Annotated in this window: 20 protein-coding genes; 3 read left to right on the plus strand and 17 right to left on the minus strand. The window is 39.2% G+C overall.

The window, feature by feature from the left end:
- Positions 1-45: 45 nt before the first annotated feature.
- From FGL31_RS03605 to FGL31_RS03650, 17 genes are all read right to left on the minus strand, one after another.
- The gene (locus tag FGL31_RS03605; RefSeq protein WP_512745618.1) at positions 46-303 is read right to left on the minus strand and encodes an EboA domain-containing protein; all 258 of its coding nucleotides are present in this window, start codon (positions 301-303) and stop codon (positions 46-48) included.
- On the minus strand, positions 200-439 hold the full coding sequence (locus FGL31_RS30485; RefSeq protein ID WP_512745606.1) for a hypothetical protein: 240 nt from the start codon (positions 437-439) through the stop codon (positions 200-202). Before FGL31_RS30485 ends, FGL31_RS03605 begins: the two co-directional genes overlap by 104 nt.
- Positions 366-746: a hypothetical protein gene (locus FGL31_RS03610; protein ID WP_138089720.1), complete on the minus strand. Its 381-nt coding sequence runs from the start codon at positions 744-746 to the stop codon at positions 366-368. Before FGL31_RS03610 ends, FGL31_RS30485 begins: the two co-directional genes overlap by 74 nt.
- A 25-nt stretch (positions 747-771) precedes the next feature.
- The gene (locus tag FGL31_RS03615; RefSeq protein WP_138089721.1) at positions 772-1,569 is read right to left on the minus strand and encodes a 3-keto-disaccharide hydrolase; all 798 of its coding nucleotides are present in this window, start codon (positions 1,567-1,569) and stop codon (positions 772-774) included.
- A 145-nt stretch (positions 1,570-1,714) separates the two neighbouring features.
- The gene (locus FGL31_RS03620) at positions 1,715-2,749 is read right to left on the minus strand and encodes a Gfo/Idh/MocA family protein (RefSeq protein WP_197734073.1); all 1,035 of its coding nucleotides are present in this window, start codon (positions 2,747-2,749) and stop codon (positions 1,715-1,717) included.
- Between the two features lie 10 nt (positions 2,750-2,759).
- A complete protein-coding gene (locus FGL31_RS23035) occupies positions 2,760-3,224 on the minus strand; it encodes a hypothetical protein (RefSeq protein ID WP_197734074.1) in 465 nt (154 codons plus the stop codon).
- Complete coding sequence (locus FGL31_RS23040; RefSeq protein ID WP_197734075.1) at positions 3,205-3,525, minus strand: IolE/MocC family protein; 321 nt, start codon at positions 3,523-3,525, stop codon at positions 3,205-3,207. Before FGL31_RS23040 ends, FGL31_RS23035 begins: the two co-directional genes overlap by 20 nt.
- On the minus strand, positions 3,488-3,802 hold the full coding sequence (locus tag FGL31_RS23045) for a hypothetical protein (protein WP_197734076.1): 315 nt from the start codon (positions 3,800-3,802) through the stop codon (positions 3,488-3,490). Before FGL31_RS23045 ends, FGL31_RS23040 begins: the two co-directional genes overlap by 38 nt.
- 50 nt (positions 3,803-3,852) lie before the next feature.
- Positions 3,853-4,266 (minus strand): hypothetical protein, encoded by a 414-nt coding sequence (locus FGL31_RS23050; RefSeq protein ID WP_197734077.1) that lies wholly within the window; start codon positions 4,264-4,266, stop codon positions 3,853-3,855.
- A complete protein-coding gene (locus tag FGL31_RS03630) occupies positions 4,235-5,038 on the minus strand; it encodes a cupin domain-containing protein (RefSeq protein ID WP_197734078.1) in 804 nt (267 codons plus the stop codon). The genes FGL31_RS23050 and FGL31_RS03630 overlap by 32 nt, the downstream gene beginning before the upstream one ends.
- Positions 5,039-5,049: 11 nt before the next feature.
- Positions 5,050-6,123, minus strand: coding sequence for an aldose 1-epimerase family protein (locus tag FGL31_RS03635; RefSeq protein WP_138089722.1), 1,074 nt, complete (start codon positions 6,121-6,123; stop codon positions 5,050-5,052).
- Positions 6,124-6,130: 7 nt separating this feature from the next.
- On the minus strand, positions 6,131-6,262 hold the full coding sequence (locus FGL31_RS27455; RefSeq protein WP_262709033.1) for a hypothetical protein: 132 nt from the start codon (positions 6,260-6,262) through the stop codon (positions 6,131-6,133).
- A gap of 10 nt (positions 6,263-6,272) precedes the next feature.
- On the minus strand, positions 6,273-6,866 hold the full coding sequence (locus FGL31_RS23055) for a c-type cytochrome (protein ID WP_197734079.1): 594 nt from the start codon (positions 6,864-6,866) through the stop codon (positions 6,273-6,275).
- Positions 6,841-7,143: a hypothetical protein gene (locus FGL31_RS23060; RefSeq protein WP_197734080.1), complete on the minus strand. Its 303-nt coding sequence runs from the start codon at positions 7,141-7,143 to the stop codon at positions 6,841-6,843. Before FGL31_RS23060 ends, FGL31_RS23055 begins: the two co-directional genes overlap by 26 nt.
- Positions 7,127-8,815, minus strand: a complete 1,689-nt coding sequence (locus FGL31_RS23065; RefSeq protein ID WP_197734081.1) for a PQQ-dependent sugar dehydrogenase — start codon at positions 8,813-8,815, stop codon at positions 7,127-7,129. The genes FGL31_RS23060 and FGL31_RS23065 overlap by 17 nt, the downstream gene beginning before the upstream one ends.
- A 39-nt stretch (positions 8,816-8,854) precedes the next feature.
- Entirely contained in the window at positions 8,855-10,339 is a 1,485-nt protein-coding gene (locus tag FGL31_RS03645) for a RagB/SusD family nutrient uptake outer membrane protein (RefSeq protein WP_138089723.1), read from the minus strand.
- Positions 10,340-10,349: 10 nt separating this feature from the next.
- Entirely contained in the window at positions 10,350-13,625 is a 3,276-nt protein-coding gene (locus FGL31_RS03650; protein WP_138089724.1) for a SusC/RagA family TonB-linked outer membrane protein, read from the minus strand.
- Positions 13,626-14,038: 413 nt separating this feature from the next.
- Between FGL31_RS03650 and FGL31_RS03655 the strand changes: the two genes are divergently transcribed.
- The 3 genes from FGL31_RS03655 to FGL31_RS03665 all read left to right on the plus strand — a co-directional run bounded on the left by FGL31_RS03655 (position 14,039) and on the right by FGL31_RS03665 (position 20,584).
- A complete protein-coding gene (locus tag FGL31_RS03655; protein ID WP_138089725.1) occupies positions 14,039-15,895 on the plus strand; it encodes a beta-L-arabinofuranosidase domain-containing protein in 1,857 nt (618 codons plus the stop codon).
- 91 nt (positions 15,896-15,986) lie between these two features.
- A complete protein-coding gene (locus tag FGL31_RS03660) occupies positions 15,987-17,720 on the plus strand; it encodes an alpha-L-rhamnosidase-related protein (protein WP_138089726.1) in 1,734 nt (577 codons plus the stop codon).
- Between the two features lie 5 nt (positions 17,721-17,725).
- Positions 17,726-20,584: an alpha-L-rhamnosidase gene (locus FGL31_RS03665; RefSeq protein WP_138089727.1), complete on the plus strand. Its 2,859-nt coding sequence runs from the start codon at positions 17,726-17,728 to the stop codon at positions 20,582-20,584.
- Positions 20,585-20,591 lie beyond the last annotated feature (7 nt).

A 20,591-nucleotide genomic window follows, 5' to 3' on the forward strand; every position in this document is an offset into this window, starting at 1 on the left:
GTACACATTCCTGTCTGATTTTAATTTTTCTCTAATAATTCTGGGCTAGTCTTGTTTTGCTGTTTTAAGATCTCTACAGCTCGAGGTGGTAGGTGATCCTTTGCCAGTTCCCATTAACATAGGGTTGATCTCTCGCTTGGCAGAATCACGTTCATAAATATAGTCAACAATAGAATTTGAGAGATTTTCATTATTACGGTCATATAAACCGTATATCTCCTTTATTTCCTTGCCGGTGAAAAAACTCTTTAAAACTAATTGGTTCCAAGCTTCCTTCCTCCAAGTAAAGAGCAGGATATTTATTACGCTCCATAATGGCTTCTTGAACCGGACCAATATTGTTACGGATACCTTCCTTACAACGCTCAACCCAAATCCTTGGAAATTGATAAATATTCAAAGCCGAATACAAGGCTACAAGCTCTTTGCATGTCAGCATAATTGAATAACTTTTCTATAAAAGTAAAATAAGGTTCCTGTTGATCTTCTATTAATCCTAGAAGATAAACTCTAGCAAGTCTAAGTACAGTCCAATTCTCAACAATCAATGGATTGTCATCGCTTTGGACCATACTTACTAATTTGTCCTTGCTATTATTTAATTTCCTGCTCAACGAGGAAAAAATTCTTACAAAACTGCTCGAATAATTATCTGCAATCGCCTTTTCACATTCTTCCATATAACTCTTTTCCTCTGCTGTAAGCATTTGGAACAAAGTTTCTCTCACTGTTGCTTTCCATTCCATGGTACGGATAATTATTTTATAATGATTATTTCAAGATTTTAATCTGCATGTCTTTGTATTCAACTTTCATAGGTGGACCAACATGCACTTGAACACCTATCAATCCTTTGTCCTTGCGGTTTTCAGGATCATTGTCGATTACCTCAGCGATTACTTTACCATTGATGAAATGTGTCAGTTTATTTCCTTCAGCTACAATTTCCAATTCATTCCAATCATTTGGTTTTACAATAGATTGAAGCTCTTCTGGTGTTGCAACTGAATCAATAATTTTCAGATTTGTCCAAGCATTGTTCTTAGACTCACCTTTATTTCCGTCTGCGGGATTTAAGATTTCAGTTCGTTGGCCACGGTAAGCTAAGGTCGTGCGCTTACGTTCCTCATAGTTCTGACCCGTGTAGTTGTTCTTGCCGTCAATGTCAGCTTGATACCCTCTCAAGGCATTCGGAACTTCAGTGAAACGATCGCTTCTGTAATTTACACCACTATTTCCATTTTCGGAAATTTTAAACTTAGTTTTCAATGAAAAGTCACCAATTTCACCACCTTTCCAGATCAAAAAGGTATTGTTTTTTAACGGTTCTTGGTCTTCACGAATCTCTCCAGAAAGCACACCGTTTTCCATTTTCCAATACGTAGAATCTCCTTCCCAACCCGACAAAGAGTTGTCCTCAAACATGGCCACATAGCCTTCTTCCAGGCCTATTGTATCAGTCGATGTGCTGTCAACTTTGCTGTTTTGTTCCGCATTTGTACCATTGCAAGAACTCAGTAAAACAGTCGCTGTAAGACAGATACAGCTAAATTTGAATATTTTTTTCATGATGAGAATTTCGTTTGTTTATATGTTCTTCCAGTCCACATGTGTGTCTTCCCATCTCCGGTTGTTGGCTGAGTTGATGACAGCTTCACAAACCTTCTGAGTCTCTAGTGCATCGCGGAATGTAGGGTGGCATTCTTCACCCGTTTCAAGGGTTTTGTAAAAAATCTGCTACTTGATGAACAAATGAATGTTCGTAACCTACTGATAGACCAGGAACCCACCATTTATCCATGTATGGTTGATCTCCATCGGTAACATGAATAGATCTCCAGCCGCGAACAGTAGAATCATCAGCGTTGTTGAAATACTCTAACCTATTAAGATCATGAAGATCCCATTTCAAGGAACCTTTTTCACCATTGATTTCAAATGTGAAAAGGGCTTTGTGACCACGTGCATAACGTGTTGACTCGAATAGACCTAATGAACCATTGTCGAAATGACAATGGAATAAACAGGCATCATCAATCTTAACATCTTCCATCTTTCCGGTTTCATCATGAACACGTTGTTTAACAAAGATTTCTGTAACGGATGAAACATCTTTTATACCTCCATTAAGCCACATAGCAAGATCAATACAGTGTGCTAATAAATCTCCTGTTACACCAGATCCTGCAGCATCAGCGTCCATTCTCCAGAATGCAGCGCCTCCTTGCGGAAGATTCTCATTGATCGTCCAATCCTGTAGGAAATTAGTGCGGTAATGGAATATCTTACCCAATGCGCCACTAGCTACAATTTGTTTGGCCAAGGTAACCGCCGGTAATCGACGGTAATTGTACCAAATTGTGTTTTTCACCTTATTGGATTCTACTGCATCAACCATTTTCTCCCCTTCTTCAAGTGTCCTAGAAAGTGGTTTTTCACATAATACCATTTTGCCAGCAGCAGCTGCGGCAACGGCAATTTCCATATGCATATTATTTGGAGTACAAATGTCTACCGCATCAATATCATCTCTTGCAATCAGTTTTCTCCAGTCGGTTTCATAAGATTCATATCCCCATTGTTCAGCAAAAGCCTTGACCTTGTCTTCACTACGAGCACACACAGCTTTCAAAACTGGTGTGTATTCCAGATCCGGAAAAAAGTTACTTACACGTTTATATCCATTCGAGTGGGTTCTTCCCATGAATCCACATCCGATTAATCCTATTCTTAATTCTTTTTTACTCATGATTTTTGATTTATTCTGACCAACCATTCAAATCCCGCACATCGATCATCGTTTTCAAGATTGAATTCCATGTTTCTTGTTTGTGCATTACTTCATTAGGGAACATACATCCATCCCAACAGATATGATTGAATGCTTTCGTTAGGTTGCCATTTTCGTCTCTCAACCAATATCCTGCATCCTTTGCGATATCCAATCTCCCGTTAGGGTCTGTCGGAAGACAATGTCTGCCGGTCTTATCATGTGAACCCGATCCGAATACTGTTCCATCATTCTGAGCAACGTGGAAATCAATTGTCCATGGACGCAACTTAGAAGTCAAGAATTTCAAGCCTCTTTCCAGTTCTTCGCGGTCCTCCCATTGGAAATCTTCTTTCAAGATGCGGTCTTCTGGCGCATTATATCCCAGTAAATAAAGGAAAGTGTGCGACATGTCCGCTTGGAATCCGATGTTGTCACGAATCCACCATTTCAAGTGTATCAAGCATGGATTTCCAGCTTTGCATTCCTCCCCAGCAGATTTCACCCTCAGCCGCTAAGCGTTCTCCATATTCTGCCGCAGCATCACAAGCACGACGGAAAGTTTCAGCTATTAATTTAGTCCCTTCAGTAGGATTCTTTGCCCATTCTTCGACACTAGTAGCTGAATCAATGCGAATAACATTGTTCGTGCGAATTCCTTCTTTTCTTAATTTATAACCAAATTCTGAAGCTTTTCTCACGACTTCCACAAAACGGTCACGATCTTCCTGGTGAGCCCATTGCTGATCCACCATCAGGTGGCCAAATAGGAGCAACTAAAGTCCCGATCGAAAGACCATACTGTCCACCTATCTTATCGACTACACTTTTTATATAATCATCCGAAGGGTCAAGTTTTACGTGCGGATCAAATAATCCTAAATCAACACCATCGAATTTTACTCCATTTACTTCTGCATTGGCCGTTTTTTCCAAAAGCTCATCCAATGAAATGATAGGCTCATGGTCTCCTTTTCCAACAATGCCTGGCCATGTAGCATTATGTAATTTTGGGAAATTGTTCTTGCTCATAACTAATTCTATTTATCAATTATTAACCTTTTACATCTAAATCTGGATTGTCAGGACCAAAGTGTTTTAGCATAACAATAGGGTCTGTTTGCGAAAGGTTCTGAATAGTAACCCCTCTTTTTTGCTGCTTCCTCCGATACGAAGAATTCGTCATTAGTCAATTGACCATAGCGGATTAAAGCTGGTGTTTCAATTGTCCAGTCATTCATTTTGCCATAACCTTGCATCATGATCAAGCCGTATGCCGCAGCATCGGTGATCGTAACAGTTTGCCCCGGGAATACTGTTAATTCCTTAGCACTGAATGCAGTGGATTTATAGCATACCCATTTCTCTGAATAACCAGCATTTTCCATTTCTTTCTCATCTTTCACAGGTAGGGGAGCCATAAACCTATTCTTCATCATGTCAGGGTCAACATTCAGATCCCAGTCAATGATATCCATCAAGGCATTCGTAATCACCTTTCATATTTTCAGGAACTCCTTTCCACAACAACTCTTCAGGAATAATTGCTTCATTGACCAATGATTGGTACATCGCGAATACATCTGATGCTTTTTGAGGTTCGTAGGTACAAAGACTACCTGGTGCGTGCAATAGACCAGGAGGAACGTCCCAACCTGTCCCTGGTTCTAAACGGTAAGCCTGAGAGTAGTTGGTTATTTTATTATCTCCTTTTGCGAAATTTTCTAAACATTCTTTGATAGTTTCTTTAGAAGTTCCAGGAGCAATTCCCATAAATGTATAAGGGAAATCACCACCATGGTTGTTGAGCTGCGGCGGGAAATAATAAGCTTCAGGTTTTCCTTGTTGCTCAATTAAAGCCGCTTTTTCATCATTGTGATGGATATGATGTGGAAGAGGACCCATATTATCAAAGAATTTTGAATACATAGGCCAACTTTGGTATTCGTCCCATAACCTATTGCCAATCAGTTTTCCTTTTAATTCATTTACACAATCCGCCAATAATACCTGCTCTGTTTTTCCGTTTTCTTCATATACAACAAAACTCAAACCTTCGAATTCTCCAGTAAGCGGACCATTTTTAGCTGGTGTAGTGGATGAAAACCATCTTTCATCAATACCACCTCTTTCACCACCTAAGACATAATAATCATCGGGGTGTAGCTTAATCCGTCTTCCTGGTACACAAAAAGATCTAGGAACCCAGTTTGGGGCTAGTCTCAATATTCCTTTTCCTTGTTCGAATGCTTTTTCAATGATGCTCATTCTATTTATTTTTATAGGTTTATATACTTGTTTACAAATTCGTTGATGGAGGTAGAAGTATTCAATATACTGATTTCTAAATTATATTTTCGCTTCTCTCCGGGTTTCAATTGGATTAATTCCCCACGCTCACGCATAAGTTTCTGTCCAAGTGGGGGATTTGTGCCAGGTTCAAGCCCCGTCACATATTCGCCTTTTCCCCAATGTTGCCAATTCGTTAACCATGGCAATTGGTTTTTGTTGAAACTTAGTTTCAGAGCAAAACCTAATTTTTCATTGTAAATTCCACATTCAGCTTTTCCATCTGATGTTGCTTCTACATCTATTAGGGCTGCTTCTTCACCAGAACCGCTGTGATCTGCACGTGGCTCTTGGCAAGTCCGGAAGTCTTGACCTTCCTTGAATATTTTGTTGTCTTCCCCTGTTTCACGAGAAGTCCAAGACCCTTTCCATAATAGCTTGGCTCCCGAATCAATAAAAGGCCATCCAAAGTTGAAATGGTATAAAATCATATGGGAAGAATTGATATTACCAACATTTTGAACTTCGTCATCCAAATAAATAGTTGGTTGACCAAGAGTACATCTTATGGTGCGCTTAACTTCGATGTTATCTCCTAAGGGATGGCCCTGAAATATTTTTGCTGTAATGGACATCTCCAGATCCCCAGTTGAAGGGTCTGGTTGCTTCACCGCGATAAGTTCTGCAGGACTGTTACTGAATTGGTCATGCAGCCCTCTCTTTCCATATTCATCTTCCTCAGGTCCACCAACATGTGTCACTCCGCAAGTAGTCAATAAACCGCCTCCAAAAGTTCGGAGCCAATCTACTCCCTTATCAGAGAATGGCTGTGGAGACGTAACTCCCAGTCGGCTTAGCCAACTCAAATTAAACTGGTTGAAAGAAGCATCCGCAATATCCAATCCCCTGTCGATAACAACTTTAAAACGTAATCCTGCTCCTGTATTGAACCATGCAATACGTGTTCCTTTCCCTCTGCCATTATCTAAAATGGAAGTTTCAATGCCTCCAACTTGAGCAATATGGGAGACTTTATTCAACCAGTCTTGATTTGAGTTTTCCAATTTTTAATTATTTTTTCTTATAAATCTCATTGTTCTCATTACCGCCTGACATCAAATAGGCAATAATATCTTTTACTTCATCCGGACTCATCACATTCAGCGTTCCCGGAGGCATGATCGATACTTCAGAACGATTCATTGATTTCACATCACTCTTCGCAAGAGTTTTTGTGACATGTGGTGCATAAGGATTTTTGTGATATCACATAATTCTTTTCGTCCTCACTCATTAAACGTCCTAAAACCGAAGTCCCGTCTTTCATATTGAATACTTTTGACTCATATTGGTCAGAAATTACCTTGCTAGGCTCTATGATTGCTTCCAACATGTCACGTTTTGAGAAACGTGTGCCTAACTGCGTAAGGTCCGGACCAACTGATCCTCCTTCACCCTTAATGGTATGACATGACCCACATTTCATTGCCAAGAATAATTCCCTGCCGCGTTTAAAATCACGAACCCCAGTGTTTTCATCTACGACTTTTAGTGCAGAATCTACTTCCCAAGCTCTGCCCGGACCTTTTGGTCCTTCGACGTTTTCTGCAAGCCTTGTTCCTTTTTCATTTAACAAGGAGTCACCAGACATCTTGCTGTACATCGCAAATTGATCTTTAGGAACATGTGACAAAGCCATTTTACGTGCGTTATCGATGAAACCGATATAACTGTTACCACCTTTATAGCCAAAAGCTTTATAAAACCAATTGAAATAGTCTTCACGTGTTTTCCGGGGTCCAGCCACTGCTAGTATTGCTCAGCGCAGTAGCATAGAATATTTGCTGAGCAGGAGGGATGTTTGCCAACATGTCGGCAATATCCAAACCGTATTGTGGGTTCCTCAAAATCATGTCCGAAGAACTCATGTAGGTAGTTTGAATGGTGTCATCCTTAGCTGTCGCCAATAATTCCAATGTTTTCTTAATTGCAGGCTCACTGTTTAGTGCTAGTAATACTTTTGCTAATTCTCTGTTTGTATAATTAGATTTTGCAGGATATAATGGCTCAAGTCTTTGTGCCAAAGCTGCTGCTTGAGCTCCTTCGATCTTTGCCCATTCTTGAAATCACGATTTCATAAACCCTTAATAAGTTCTCTAACATTTTTGGAGTGATTTTCTCCAAAGGAATTGTAGCTAACTTATTTAAAACTTGTTGTTTGATGGATGGATCAGCTACATGAGCAACTGCAACCATAGCTTCTGTCAAACGAACCACATTTCTTTCTCCAAAAACTAAGTTTTTCCATGAATCAAATGGTTGATGTTCAAGTGCTACACGAGCTGCATAACGAATATGACGATCTTCATGGCCTAAGTATTCCCAGATTTTTTCTGCTGTACCTGCCGGAGAAGGTTTATGGTACTGTTCAATTTCACGACGTAATTTGACCTCTGCGTTTACATTTGGTTTTGGAGTTTCAGGATTGATTTTATCACGATCTTTGTGATAAACACGATAAAGATCAGATTCTAACCTACGACCTCCAGTCAAGAAATAAAGAGAACCATCTGGCCCAATAGTACCATCTGTCAATGGAAGTGGAGAACCCGAAATGAATTCTTCAGCATTTGCCTTATATGATGCGCCATCAGGAGTCAAATGAATCGCGTAGATAATACCAAAACTCCAGTCAAAAGCAAATAAGCTGTTTCTATATTTATCTGGGAATTTGGCTTTATTTGGGTTAATAAAGTTAGTAGGAGAGCCTTGGCCGATGTTTAAAGCTGCTGGTAAGTTATCTAAAAATCTCTCATCCCATTTTGCATCACCTTTTCTCCATCCATATTCTGCTCCACTTGTGACGTGTAGAATACGTGTTGGACGGTACCAAGGCATCCCAAAGTCCCATTCCATATCGGAATCGTAAGTGAATAACTCGCCATCATTATTGAATGCCAAGTCAAACCCATTACGCATTCCTGAAGCAATTAATTCCCAATTCTTACCTTCAGCATCTGTTTTTGCAATCCATCCACCCGCGTTATGAGAATCTGAATCATGACCATGCGTATCATAAATCATAGGAAGCAAATTGTCCAAACTGTCGTTAGGCTTCAATCTATAACTGTTCATTTTAGGGACTTTCGTGAAATTCCCCGCAATGACATAAATTGCTGAATCAGGACCTTGAATAATACTGTGTGGACCATGCTCACCTTCACCCTCCAAGGCCAAGATTTGAGTTATCTTGTCCAATTTATCGTCGTTGTTGGTGTCTTGGATTCTATATAGACCAGAACCTTTTGATAAATTCTCGTTTGGACGATGGTTGATCATCACATATAAGCTGTTATTTGCCCATAACAATCCTTGTGCAAAACCCATTCCTACCTTGGTTTTGGAGGTGTCTGCTGGATCCTGACCCTCGATAGGAAAATCTAAAGGCTCAATCTTAGGCTTAACAGTGGTGTCAGAACCAATTGGAGGTAATTCCACGCGGAATAATCCGCCAAATTGATCTGAGGTAATCATACGACCTTTGTCATCAAAAGTCATAGAAACCCAAGACCCTTTTTCGTCATCAGAAGGGCTATATATGTGTTCAATCTCAAATCCATCCGGTAAGACAATCTTATCAGTCTTTGGATTTGGCTCCTTTACCACTTCTGTTTCCTTTTCTTGTTTACATGATCCCGCAAATATCAGCAGGAACATACCAAACAAATACAATTGTGCTCTTTTCGTTTTTATCATTTGGTTATTATGTTGAATAATTTATAACAGCTTATATTCCTACCAACCTTCATTTTGTTCAATGCCATTGATCTGGATTTCTCTTTGAGGAATCGGAAACAATAATTTGAACGGTTGGATATTATATGAAGCACTGCTTAATCTCGACAATCTTTTCTTTTCTTCAGCTCCGTGAGCAGTCATCACTTCGATGGCCTTACCAGTACGCAATAACTGATACCATCTATGACTTTCAAAAGCCACTTCCACGCGTTGCTCTTTTGCAATAGCATCACGTAAAGCATCTTTTGATAAACCAGACAATGCTGGTAAGCCTGCACGTTTTCTGACTAGGTTTAAGTGTGCATATGGATCTCCTGATCCAACTTCATTTTGTGCCTCCGCTAACATCAATAAGACGTGGGCATAACGGTATACCGGCCAGTTTTCATCTGAACGACCATCCTCAATATATGGTGGATGGTAATATTTCTTGATAAACGGCATATTCCCGTTAAATGCTTTAGATTCCTGGAAATTTGCGTTCGAAGGATCAGAAAACATCTGGATAGATTTATCGCGTCTATTATCTCCCGTCTCGTAAGCATTGTAAATACTCGGAGTTGGAATATTACTACCGCCTAAGTTTCCTGAAAAACCTATCAACTTCATCTTCGCATTCCGAGGGCCAAACATGTAGATAAAATTACTGTTCTCACCCTCTACGGATTGGTCGTATTGTATTTCAAAAACCGATTCCGCATTGTTTTTAGAATTTGGACTAAAACAAGAAGCGTAGTCTGGCATTAATGAATACCCTAATTTAGTAACTTCTGTGAAATTTGTAACAGCATCTGCATATTGTTTCCGTGTCAAGTATACATCTCCCAATACCGCATGTGCCGCCCCTTTTGTAGCCCTTCCTTTGTTATTATCATCATAACCTGGAGGTAAGCTGGCAATGGCATCCTTGAAATCCTGAATAATAACAGTGTAAATTTCATCAACAGTACCTTTTTTACCATCTGTAAAAGCATCCTGAGGATTAGCTACTTCTTTTGTATGCAATGGAACCTCGCCAAACAACCGAACAAGGTGGAAGTAGGTAAAGCCACGGATGAATTTTGCCTCACCAAGATACTGTTGTTTCACTTTTTCATCAGCAAAGGGAACATTGTCAATTCTGCTAATGATGACGTTGGCCTGCTGAACGATACCAAACAGAGCAACCCAAGCATTGTTAACATAATTGTTAGAAGAAGTAATGAGAAATTCATCAATCTCCTCACGTTGTTGCACACCACGGTCTGTTTCATCGTACTGATAATTTGTGTTATCAGCCCTCATTTCCGTCATTGCCCAAAAATCACTCGTATATAATCCTTGTAATCTACTGTAAACACCGTTTACAGCACGAAGGACCTGACCTTCATTTTCGTAATAATTATCACCACTTGAAAAGGTATAAGGTTCTACATCCAATAACTTGTTGCAGGAGCTCATGCTCAATAAACCTAGACCTAATAGAATATATCTTAATTTCATAACTCTTGCCTTAAAAATTGAAATTCAACCCTAATGTATAAATCCTTGGAACTGGGTATGCTGAGTAGTCAATACCTGGAACCAGAGGACTAGTATCCCCTCTGTTGATATTCGTTCCTTCTGGATTTCCTTCATAACCTGTGAATACAAACGGATTTTGTAAGTTGGCATAGATTCTAAGATTATTAACTACACCTGCAATACTTTTTGGAAGCGTATAACCTACTGTTATATTCTTGATCCATAAATAATCTGTTTTTTCCACAAATAATGAATGCGTATCACGATACATTACACGGCCTCTACCAGTACCATTAGTCGTTGGAACTAACCCACTTCCAGGATTGGATTCTGAACGCCAACGATCTGCTACCTCTTTCCTCACATTAAATACACCGTCAATATTGTCGGTATAAAAGCGAGTTGCGTGCAACATCTCTTGGCCCATTGACGCAACCAAGTTAACCCGAGCGTCAAAACCCTTAAAAGTCAAGGTGTTCGTCATACCTAAAGTAAAGTCCGGATAAGGATTCCCTATAACATCAAAGTCATCATTAGGAGTGATTTGTCCATCGCCGTTCACATCACGCATTCTTAAGTTTCCAGGAATTGCCCCAGGGAATGCAGGATACTTTTCTAAATCAGCTTCATTTTGGTAAATCCCTTCAACCACATAACCAATGATCATCCCAACAGGCTCGCCAATTCTAGTGATATTCGTGAAGTTTCCTTCAGAACTTGCCCCTGAATAGATCGGATCTTTACTTCTTCCTAAATCAATAACTTTATTTCTGTTGAATGAAATATTGAAATCAGTATTCCAAGTGAAGTTTTCACGTGCAATGTTGGCTGAACTGATTGAGAACTCAAAACCTTTATTTTCTACATCACCTCTATTTTCAGTTACTGAACCAAATCCAGAAGATTGTGGAATAGGTGTGTTCAATAATAAGTCTAATGTGTTGCGTTTGTAGTAGTTAGCGGTAAAAGTCAAGCGGTTGTTCCACGTGGTAAAGTCTAAACCGATGTTCAACTCTTTCATTCTTTCCCATCCCAAGAAAGTATTGCCCAGACTGTTCATTGTACGTCCTGGTGCCAATGTTCCATTCAATACATAATTCGCAGTACCGATACTACTTAACGATGCGTAGTTTGCAATGTTGAAGTTACCACTACGTCCATAAGAAGCCCTTAACTTTAATTCATTGATCCATTCTTTATCTTTCAAGAATGCTTCCTCAGACAAACGCCAACCTACAGCGACAGAAGGGAAAGAACCCCAACGATTGTCTTTACCGAAACGCGATGATCCATCTGCACGGTAAGATGCTGTCAAAATATAACGGTCTAAATAGGAATAGTTAATCCTTGCCAAATAAGAAATCAAACCCCAATCCTCTATACCTGTACCACCAGTAATCCTTGCAGCACCATTTAGAGTTTTAATGTCATCATCTGGAAATTGCGAACCATTGAAGCCTGCACTCTTATTTTTTTGCATCTGGATGGAATAACCTGCCAAAGCTGAAATGGTATGACCGCTCTCAGTTGAATAATCATAATTTAAGGTATTCTCATTTGCCCAGTTTAAATATTGGCCTCTCCAATAACTACCGCTAGGAATTGATAATCCTGGTGCATTTTGGTTAGGGATAATTGAAGGTCTAAAGTATTCACCACTTTCATCTTGGTAATCAACGTTGAAGGTAGTCTTGAACTTCAAATTGTCCAAAAAGCTATATTCAGCAAATGTGCTCATCAATAACTTTAACTTTGAACTCTTATCCGTTCTTTCGTTCATATACAATACAGGGTTTGGGTTACCAAATGTTCCCGACGATTGGATATATGGAATTAAATTGCCAGCATCATCGTAAACTTTTGCAACTGGAGTCGTGATTTCAAAGAACTCATCACGTCCTTGACCGTTAATACCACCTTCAAGATAGGTTAGGGTAGGAGATATGTTCATGCCTAATTTTAATTTCTTGGCAAGATTTCCTTCCACATTTGCGCGAATGGAGAAACGGTCGAACCCTGTGTTCAACATGACACCTTCTTGGTTTAGATAACCAGCAGATACAAAAGAACGTACATTTTCATTTCCACCACTGAAACTTACGTTGACATCAGTCAATGGAGCTACACGAGTAACCTCATCATACCAATCAACTCCTTCACCTAAAGCAGCAGGATTGCGGTAGTCTTCAGGGATATCGTCGATTGTTGGCTCTCTGCCTTCTTCAAACCTGATTTTATCTTCGATAGCTTCTTTGCGGAATTGCGCAAACTCTGCCGCGTTCATCAAGTTCGGTCTTCCTTTCTGAGGTACTTGTTGCAAACCAGAACTTACTGCCACATCGATTTTCATCGGACCATCAGCACCACGTTTGGTATTGATCAAGATAACACCGTTGGAACCCCTTGAACCATATATCGCAGTTGCCGATGCATCTTTCAATACAGTCATGGATTCAATATCATTCGGATTAAGAGTTGCCAATGGATTCCCTCTCTCACTAGAAGATGTCGGAACTGGGAAACCATCAATAACATATAATGGTTGACTTCCAGCACCAATTGCACTCATACCACGAATTTGAATTTTAGGACCACCTCCTGGTGTTCCATTTGATGTGCTTACTTGTACACCAGCTATCTGGCCAGATAATGCTTGGTCAGCACTGGCTACAGCTTGTCCTTTTACATTTTTCATAGAAACGGCAGCAACCGAACCGGTAACATCTTTTTTCTGTTGGCTACCGTATCCCACAACCACAACTTCTGAGATATCTTCACTGCTGCTATCCAATGTTACATTTTGCGTTCCAGCAGCATTGACAACAATTTCTTGAGAAGCAAAACCAAGATTGTCAAAGGTCAACGTCTGACCTTTGTTCAACTCGATTTCATACTTTCCATTCAGATCGGTAGATGTGGCAGAATTTGTGCCTTTTACGCGTACCGATACACCTGCAAGAGGCACTCCTTGGGCATCACTAACTGTACCGGTGACTTTGACTTTTTCTTGCCCCAGTGAAGTAGTTTTCAAGTTGCCCATAGAATTGTCCATGGAAATGTTAAACGCTTCTCTATTCATTTTAGAATATGTGTTGGCTTCGGAATAGCCTGCCTGCGATAGTATCAACGCAGGAAAAATTAATGCCAGTTGCAGGAATCTTTTCTTGGGTTCTTTTCCGAAAGTGAACCCCAAAACCTTCCTAAATGTCGCTTTAGGCGCAATCAAGCATGGTGAAATGGTTTTGTTTAATTGGTCATATTGCATACCTTTGCAAAGTTAAATGGTTAAACAATAAAGAGTTTCGACCCTCTTGGTTAGTTTAAAGACCTTTAATGAACAACCGATGGTGCGGGAACACTGTCGGTTTTTTTATGAGGTACTTTTCATCGTTACTTGTAAATAACAAATCAGCTATCTTCTAAATAATACATGTTTTCGTTTTCTTTTGGTTTATGGGTAACTAAGGTTGAACAGTTACCGAAATTAGTTATTTATTTGGGCGCCTATGCTATAGGCTAATGAACCAAATATAGTTATAGCCTTTAGGTTAAGCATCCTGCACCGTCCTGTAAAATACCTGGAAACCTACCTGCACTATCCTGTTAAAATTGAACCCCAAAAATTCGCCTTTTTACTTATTTCTTTCCTAATTTTATCAGAAACCTAATATACACCTAATGAAAAAAAGCTTCTTACTTACTATCCTTTCTATAGGTATTTATACCTGTTCGATTTCACAGTCTATCCACGACCAAAGGATACCCGTCAATCATATTAATCTTGAGGGATATATTGATGAAAGGTTAGAATCTTCCGTTCAAAATAGAATTCTCGCTCAAGATGTGGATCGATTAATCAATGCATTCGATCCGAATAAAAGAACGGAAACTCATATGTGGCAATCCGAGTTTTGGGGAAAATGGTTTACCTCTGCGGTACTTGCTTATAAGTACAAGCCGTCAGATAAACTTTTTAAAACTCTTGAAAAAGCTGTATATGGGTTGATGGAACAACAAACAGCGGATGGTTATATTGGTAATTATGCAGCAGATAAACGTCTTCAACAGTGGGATGTGTGGGGAAGGAAATATTGCCTCCTTGGATTATTGTCTTTTTATGAAATTAAGCCTGATAACAAGGTATTACAGGCAGCCGAGAAATTGGCACAGAACCTTATGGATGATCTCCAAAAAGCTGATGGAATTTTGGTTACTAAAGGTAATTATAGAGGAATGGCTGCATCCTCCGTTCTAGAACCCATCTGTAAGCTCTATGTAGTTACCAATAACAAAAAATGCCTTGAATTTGCTGAAACGATTGTCAAGCAATGGAGCCGTCCTGATGGGCCGCAATTAATTGAAAAAAGTAAAGTAAATGTAGCAGAAAGGTTTGAAAAACCGAGTTCTTGGTACAGTTGGGAACAAGGTCAAAAAGCATATGAAATGATGTCTTGTTATGAAGGATTATTAGAGCTATATAGAATTACTGGTAATCCAACGTATAAAGAAGCAGTTATAAATACCTGGGACAATATAAAGGCTACTGAAATAAATATTGCTGGATCTGGTGCTTCAACGGAAATGTGGTTCGGTGGGAAAGCATTGCAAGCTGATCCTGTGCACCATTATCAGGAAGTATGTGTCACTGTAACATGGATAAAATTATGCCTACAATTGTTCCGGTTGACTGGAGAGAATAAGTATGCTGAAGAAGCTGAATATGCTTATTATAATGCTTTATTGGGGTCATTAAGTAAAGATGGAGCACAATGGGCAAAATATACGCCACTAAATGGACAAAGGTTACCTGGATCGGAGCAATGTGGAATGGGCCTGAACTGTTGTGAAGCCAGCGGGCCAAGAGCGCTGTTTCTGATGCCATTTTATGCTGTAACGCAAGAAAACAATGCTGTTCAAGTAAATTATTTTATCCCGGGAGCATATGATATCCAAATAGGAAAGCAAAAAGCACAACTGATTATTCAAACTGATTACCCCAAATCGTCGACTGTTAGCATTGGTCTAAAATCCAATAAACCTATTGATGTTCCGATTGAAATTAGAATACCAAGTTGGAGTGAGGAAAGCAAAATAGCTTTCAATCATGTAAATGTCGAAGATGATATAGAACCTAATACCTACTATCAAATCAATAAAAAATGGAAAGGTTCTGATGTTATTAATCTGGAATTAGACTTAAATCCAAGAATTCTCAAAACTGGTGATCTAGTTCAATCTTTGGCCATCATGCGCGGCCCAATAGTATTGTCCAGAGATGCTATGTTTGCTGAAAATATTCCTGTTTCAGCGGTGTTGACTCCTGTAATAAACAAAAATAATAGAATTGATTTAGTCGAAACAGAAAATCCAAATAGTTGGATGTCGTTTAAAGCGAAATTTATCCCAGAATCTTATTCAGAAACTGGTTCGGCACCTGTAGAACTTCAACTCTGTGATTATGCATCCGCAGGGAATATGAAACCTTTGACTTATTTTCAAACTTGGTTTCCTCAATTAATCAATAAGAGTAAATAATTAAAGTTTTGTCGCATGAAAGAACAGGATAGTACTTTTGAATTGCTTTTTTATCTTTAAAAACATTTTCAGAATTATAACCTATTCAATCATGAAGCATAAACCTATTCTAATACTGGTTAGTATTATATTGTCTCATTTTGTTGCCCAGGCACAGCATAAATTAAGCGATGGATCGAAACATATTAGCCCCTTGACAAGGGAATACATCTATCCAACTCGTATAATTTGGCAAGAAGGGGATATCAAAGGGTCAGAAAGCTTAAAAGTGGAAGGAAATGGACAAGCGAATTTGACTAATGATAATATTACCATCTTAAAAAATACAGGTTCAGCAAAAAGTTCTGTTCTTTTGGATTTTGGAAAGGAACTGAACGGATCATTGGAAATTGTAACGGGTATGTGGGGAGGTGGAAATGCTCCGAAAAATGTCAGAATCCGTCTTGGAGAATCTGTGTCGGAAGCAATGTCAGAAATAGGAGCAAAAGGAGCGACCAATGACCATGCCATGCGGGACATGAATCTCCAATTGCCTTGGTTAGGGAAAAATCAAACCGGAGAATCTGGGTTCCGATTTGCTAGGATTGATTTCTTGGATCCAGATGCTGAACTACACCTTAGAGAAGTCAGAGCAATAGCAACCTATAGAGACATACCTTACCTGGGTTCGTTCAAAAGTTCAGATGAAAGACTCAACAAAATCTGGGATGTAGGGGCATATACTGTCCACCTTAACATGCAAGATTATCTTTGGGATGCCATTAAGCGCGATCGTTTAGTGTGGGTAGGGGACTTACATCCTGAAGTTGCAACTGTAAATACCGTATTTGGATATAATGACGTAGTGCCTAGAAGTCTAGACTTGGCCAGAGAATCAACTCCGCTAGGCTCATGGATGTGTGGAATCAGTACTTATTCCATGTGGTGGATCGTATTGCATTACGATTGGTATATGGCACATGGTGATCTAGCTTATTTAAAGGAGCAACAGCCATATCTTCAAGGGTTAGTTAAACAGATTTTAGGTAAGGTTAGAGATGGAAAAGAAGAAATGGATGGTACTCGTTTCTTGGATTGGCCATCTAGTGAAGATAGCTTGGCAATTCATGCCGGTTTACAAGCCATGACAATTTTAGGACTTGAAAAAGCGTCTCAAATAAGCACATTCTTAAATGATCCAGAAACAAAAAAGCTATGTGATGATGCTTTGGTGAAAATGAGAAAAATAAAACCTAAACACAACAATTCAAAGCAGGCAGCTGCACTAATGTCATTAGTTGGCTTAATGGATGAACAAAAAGCATATAATGAGGTCTTAAAAGTTGGTGGTGCAAAGAAATTCTCAACCTTCTATGGGTATTATATGTTGGAAGCCATGGCAAAAGCTGGAAAATATAAGGAAGCAATGGATATTATTTCCGAATATTGGGGAGCAATGCTTGATTTAGGAGCAACCACTTTTTGGGAAGATTTCAATATTGAATGGCTTCCGAATGCTAGTCGGATCGATGAACTGGTGCCAGAAGGAAAAGTAGACATTCATGGTGATTTTGGAGCATATTGTTATGTGGGACATCGCCATAGTTTTGCGCACGGTTGGGCATCAGGTCCTACTTCTTGGCTCTCGGAACATGTTTTGGGAATTAAAGTTGCTGAACCAGGTGGTAAAGCTTACACAGTAAAACCAAATCTAGGAAACCTGACATTTGCAGAAGGAACTTTCCCAACAAAATATGGCCTCATAAAAGTCAAACATACAAAGGATGCTAATGGCAAAGTGGTTTCCGAAATCGAAGCCCCAAAAGAAATTAAAATAATTAGATAATAACTATGAACCTACATACTTTCTATAAAATCACATCTTTTTGCTGTTTGGTTTTCTTTTCCTTACTGAACATTGCTTTTGGACAAATTAATCCAACATATTTAAGAACTGAATATAAGGTAAACCCTTTTGTAGAAGAAGCAAAACCACGCTTGAGTTGGGAACTTGAAGGGAAGGGGTTCAATAAATCTCAGTCAGCATACCAAATTATGGTGGCTTCATCTGAAGGTTTATTGGAAAAAAATAAAGCTGATTTATGGGATAGTAAAAAAGTTAGTGGAAACAATACAAATCAAATTGAATATTCAGGCAAATCTATCGCATCAGGTCAACGTGTGTATTGGAAAGTCAAAGCCTGGGATGAGAAAGATAAAGAAGGCAAATGGTCAGAAATTCAATCTTGGGAGTTAGCAAAACCAGATGCAAATGATTGGCAAGCAAAGTGGATAGGGATAGATCTTAATCAATTGGCAGAAAAGGGTGAGTATCATTTGCCCCCTTCTCCATATCTTCGAAAACAGGCTAACCTTAGCAAAAAGATAAAATCTGCTCGCCTTTATATCAGTTCTCTAGGCTTACATAACTTTTATATCAATGGTGAGAAAATTGGAAAAGATTTCTTTGCTTCTGGCTGGACAGATTATAACAAAAGAGTGTATTACAACGTCTACGATGTAAGCGATAAGCTCAAAGCAGGGGAAAATGTATTCGGAGCTATTTTATCGAATGGCTGGTATGCAGGATATTTAGGCTATGCACTTTTAGTTGGATCACCACAAGTAAAGCAGTTTTATGGTAAGTTTCCTTTGTTGAAAGCTCAGGTTGAAGTTCAATATGAAGATGGTTCAAAAGAACAGATTATCACGGATGGTTCTTGGAAGACTAGCACTGGAGCAATTCTGGAATCAGACTTCCTTGAGGGCGAAAAACATGATGCAAGACTAGAACCTATCGATTGGGACAAGGTTGATTTTGATGATTCCAAATGGAAAAATATCCAGGTATTTGAAGATAAACCCGGACAATTGCTTCAGCTTTATCCAAGTAATCCTGTTCGCGTTGTCGAAGAATTAAAAGCAAAGTCTATCAAGAAAATTGCCGAAGGCAAATATATTGTTGATTTTGGTCAAAACTTCGCTGGAAATATTCATTTAAAGTTAAGAGGCAAGCTGGGTGATTCTCTCGTATTTCGTTATGGAGAGATGCTTTTCCCTGATGGATCATTGATGGTTGACAATCTAAGAAAAGCCCGAGCTACTGACACATATATCTTTAAAGGGGATAAGGTTGAAGAATGGAGCCCAAGCTTTACATTTCATGGATTTCAATTTGTAGAAATTTCAGGTTTAAAAGAGGAACCTAAATTAGACTTCTTGACAGGATTGGCATTGAGTTCTGATCTAGATCAGGTTGGTCATTTTGAGTCAGACAATGCAATGCTTAATCAACTGTACAGTAATATTATCTGGACGCAACGAGCTAACTATATTGATATTCCAACTGATTGTCCTCAGAGGGATGAAAGGTTGGGCTGGACTGGTGATGCACAGGTTTATATGCGTTCAGCAATTTTCAATGCTGACGTAGCGCCATTTCACAAGAAATGGATTCAAGATTTACATGACTCCCAATGGCCAAACGGTGCATACCCCGTTTATTCACCGATGCCTGTAAATGAGCAAGGCGTAGCAGCAATACGTGCATCCGATGCTTTTTCTCCGGGATGGTCCGAAGCTGGAATCATTTGTACCTATGAAATCTTCAAAGCCTATAATGACCACCGAATCGTCCGTGAGTCCCTGCCGTTCATGAATAAGTTCATGGCTTTCCTGAAAGCAAGGACCAACGGCGGTGTCTTAAAAGAAAAATCCTTTGAAGACGTGAATCCTAAAGGCGGGTTTGGGGATTGGCTTTCGGTTGGTGAAAAAACCAGCCCTGATTTATTGGCTACTACATATTATTTCTACTGCAATAAGTTAATGGCAGAAATGTGTCGTGCAATCGGAGACCTACAGTTGGCAAATGATTATGAAAAGGAATCATTAACCGTTAAAAATGGTTTCAAAAAGCACTATATGGAAGAAAGTGGGAGGCTAAAAACTATTTCAGCACTTTATGGAAATGGAGAAGGTTACGTCGAAGGGCAAAATGGTTTTGCCGGGCATACCCAAACAGCCTATGCGAATGCCTTGTATTCCGGAATATTGAATGAAGAGGATCAAATATTAGCCGGTAAATTCCTTCGCGAATTGGTAGAAGCGAATGATAATAAGTTGACAACTGGATTTTTAGGATTCAAACCACTCTTACCTGCATTAACCTCCTCTGGATCTTCAGATAAAGCCTATCAGTTGTTGCAAAGTACAGAATATCCTTCTTTGGGATACGAAGTTGTCAATGGTGCGACCTCAATATGGGAACGCTGGGACAGTTTTACCAAGGACAAAGGATTTATTCACAATGCAGCCATGAATTCTTTTTCACACTATGCTTTTGGATCAGTGAATGAATGGATGTTTGAGAATATGTTGGGTATAAAAGCTAAGGCAAATGGCTACCAAGAAATTTATATTCAACCGGAAATAGGTAACTACGGAATAAATAAAGCCTCAGGGTCATTTAGATCTATGGCAGGAAATATTAAAAGTGGTTGGACTAAAACAAACGGCGAATTGATTCAACAAATAGAAATTCCGGTAAATGTAAAAGCTTTTTGTTTTGTTCCCGTTACAGAAACAGCAAGCATACAAATCAACGGAGAACCTATCGACAATAATAATATTGTGAAATCAATTAAGAAAATGGAAGGAAAAGTATTGGTAGAGCTGGGGTCTGGAAATTATACGATTAAATCCAAAATTTAATTCCTGT

It is taken from the genome of Sphingobacterium daejeonense (assembly GCF_901472535.1).
Taxonomy (GTDB): domain Bacteria; phylum Bacteroidota; class Bacteroidia; order Sphingobacteriales; family Sphingobacteriaceae; genus Sphingobacterium; species Sphingobacterium daejeonense.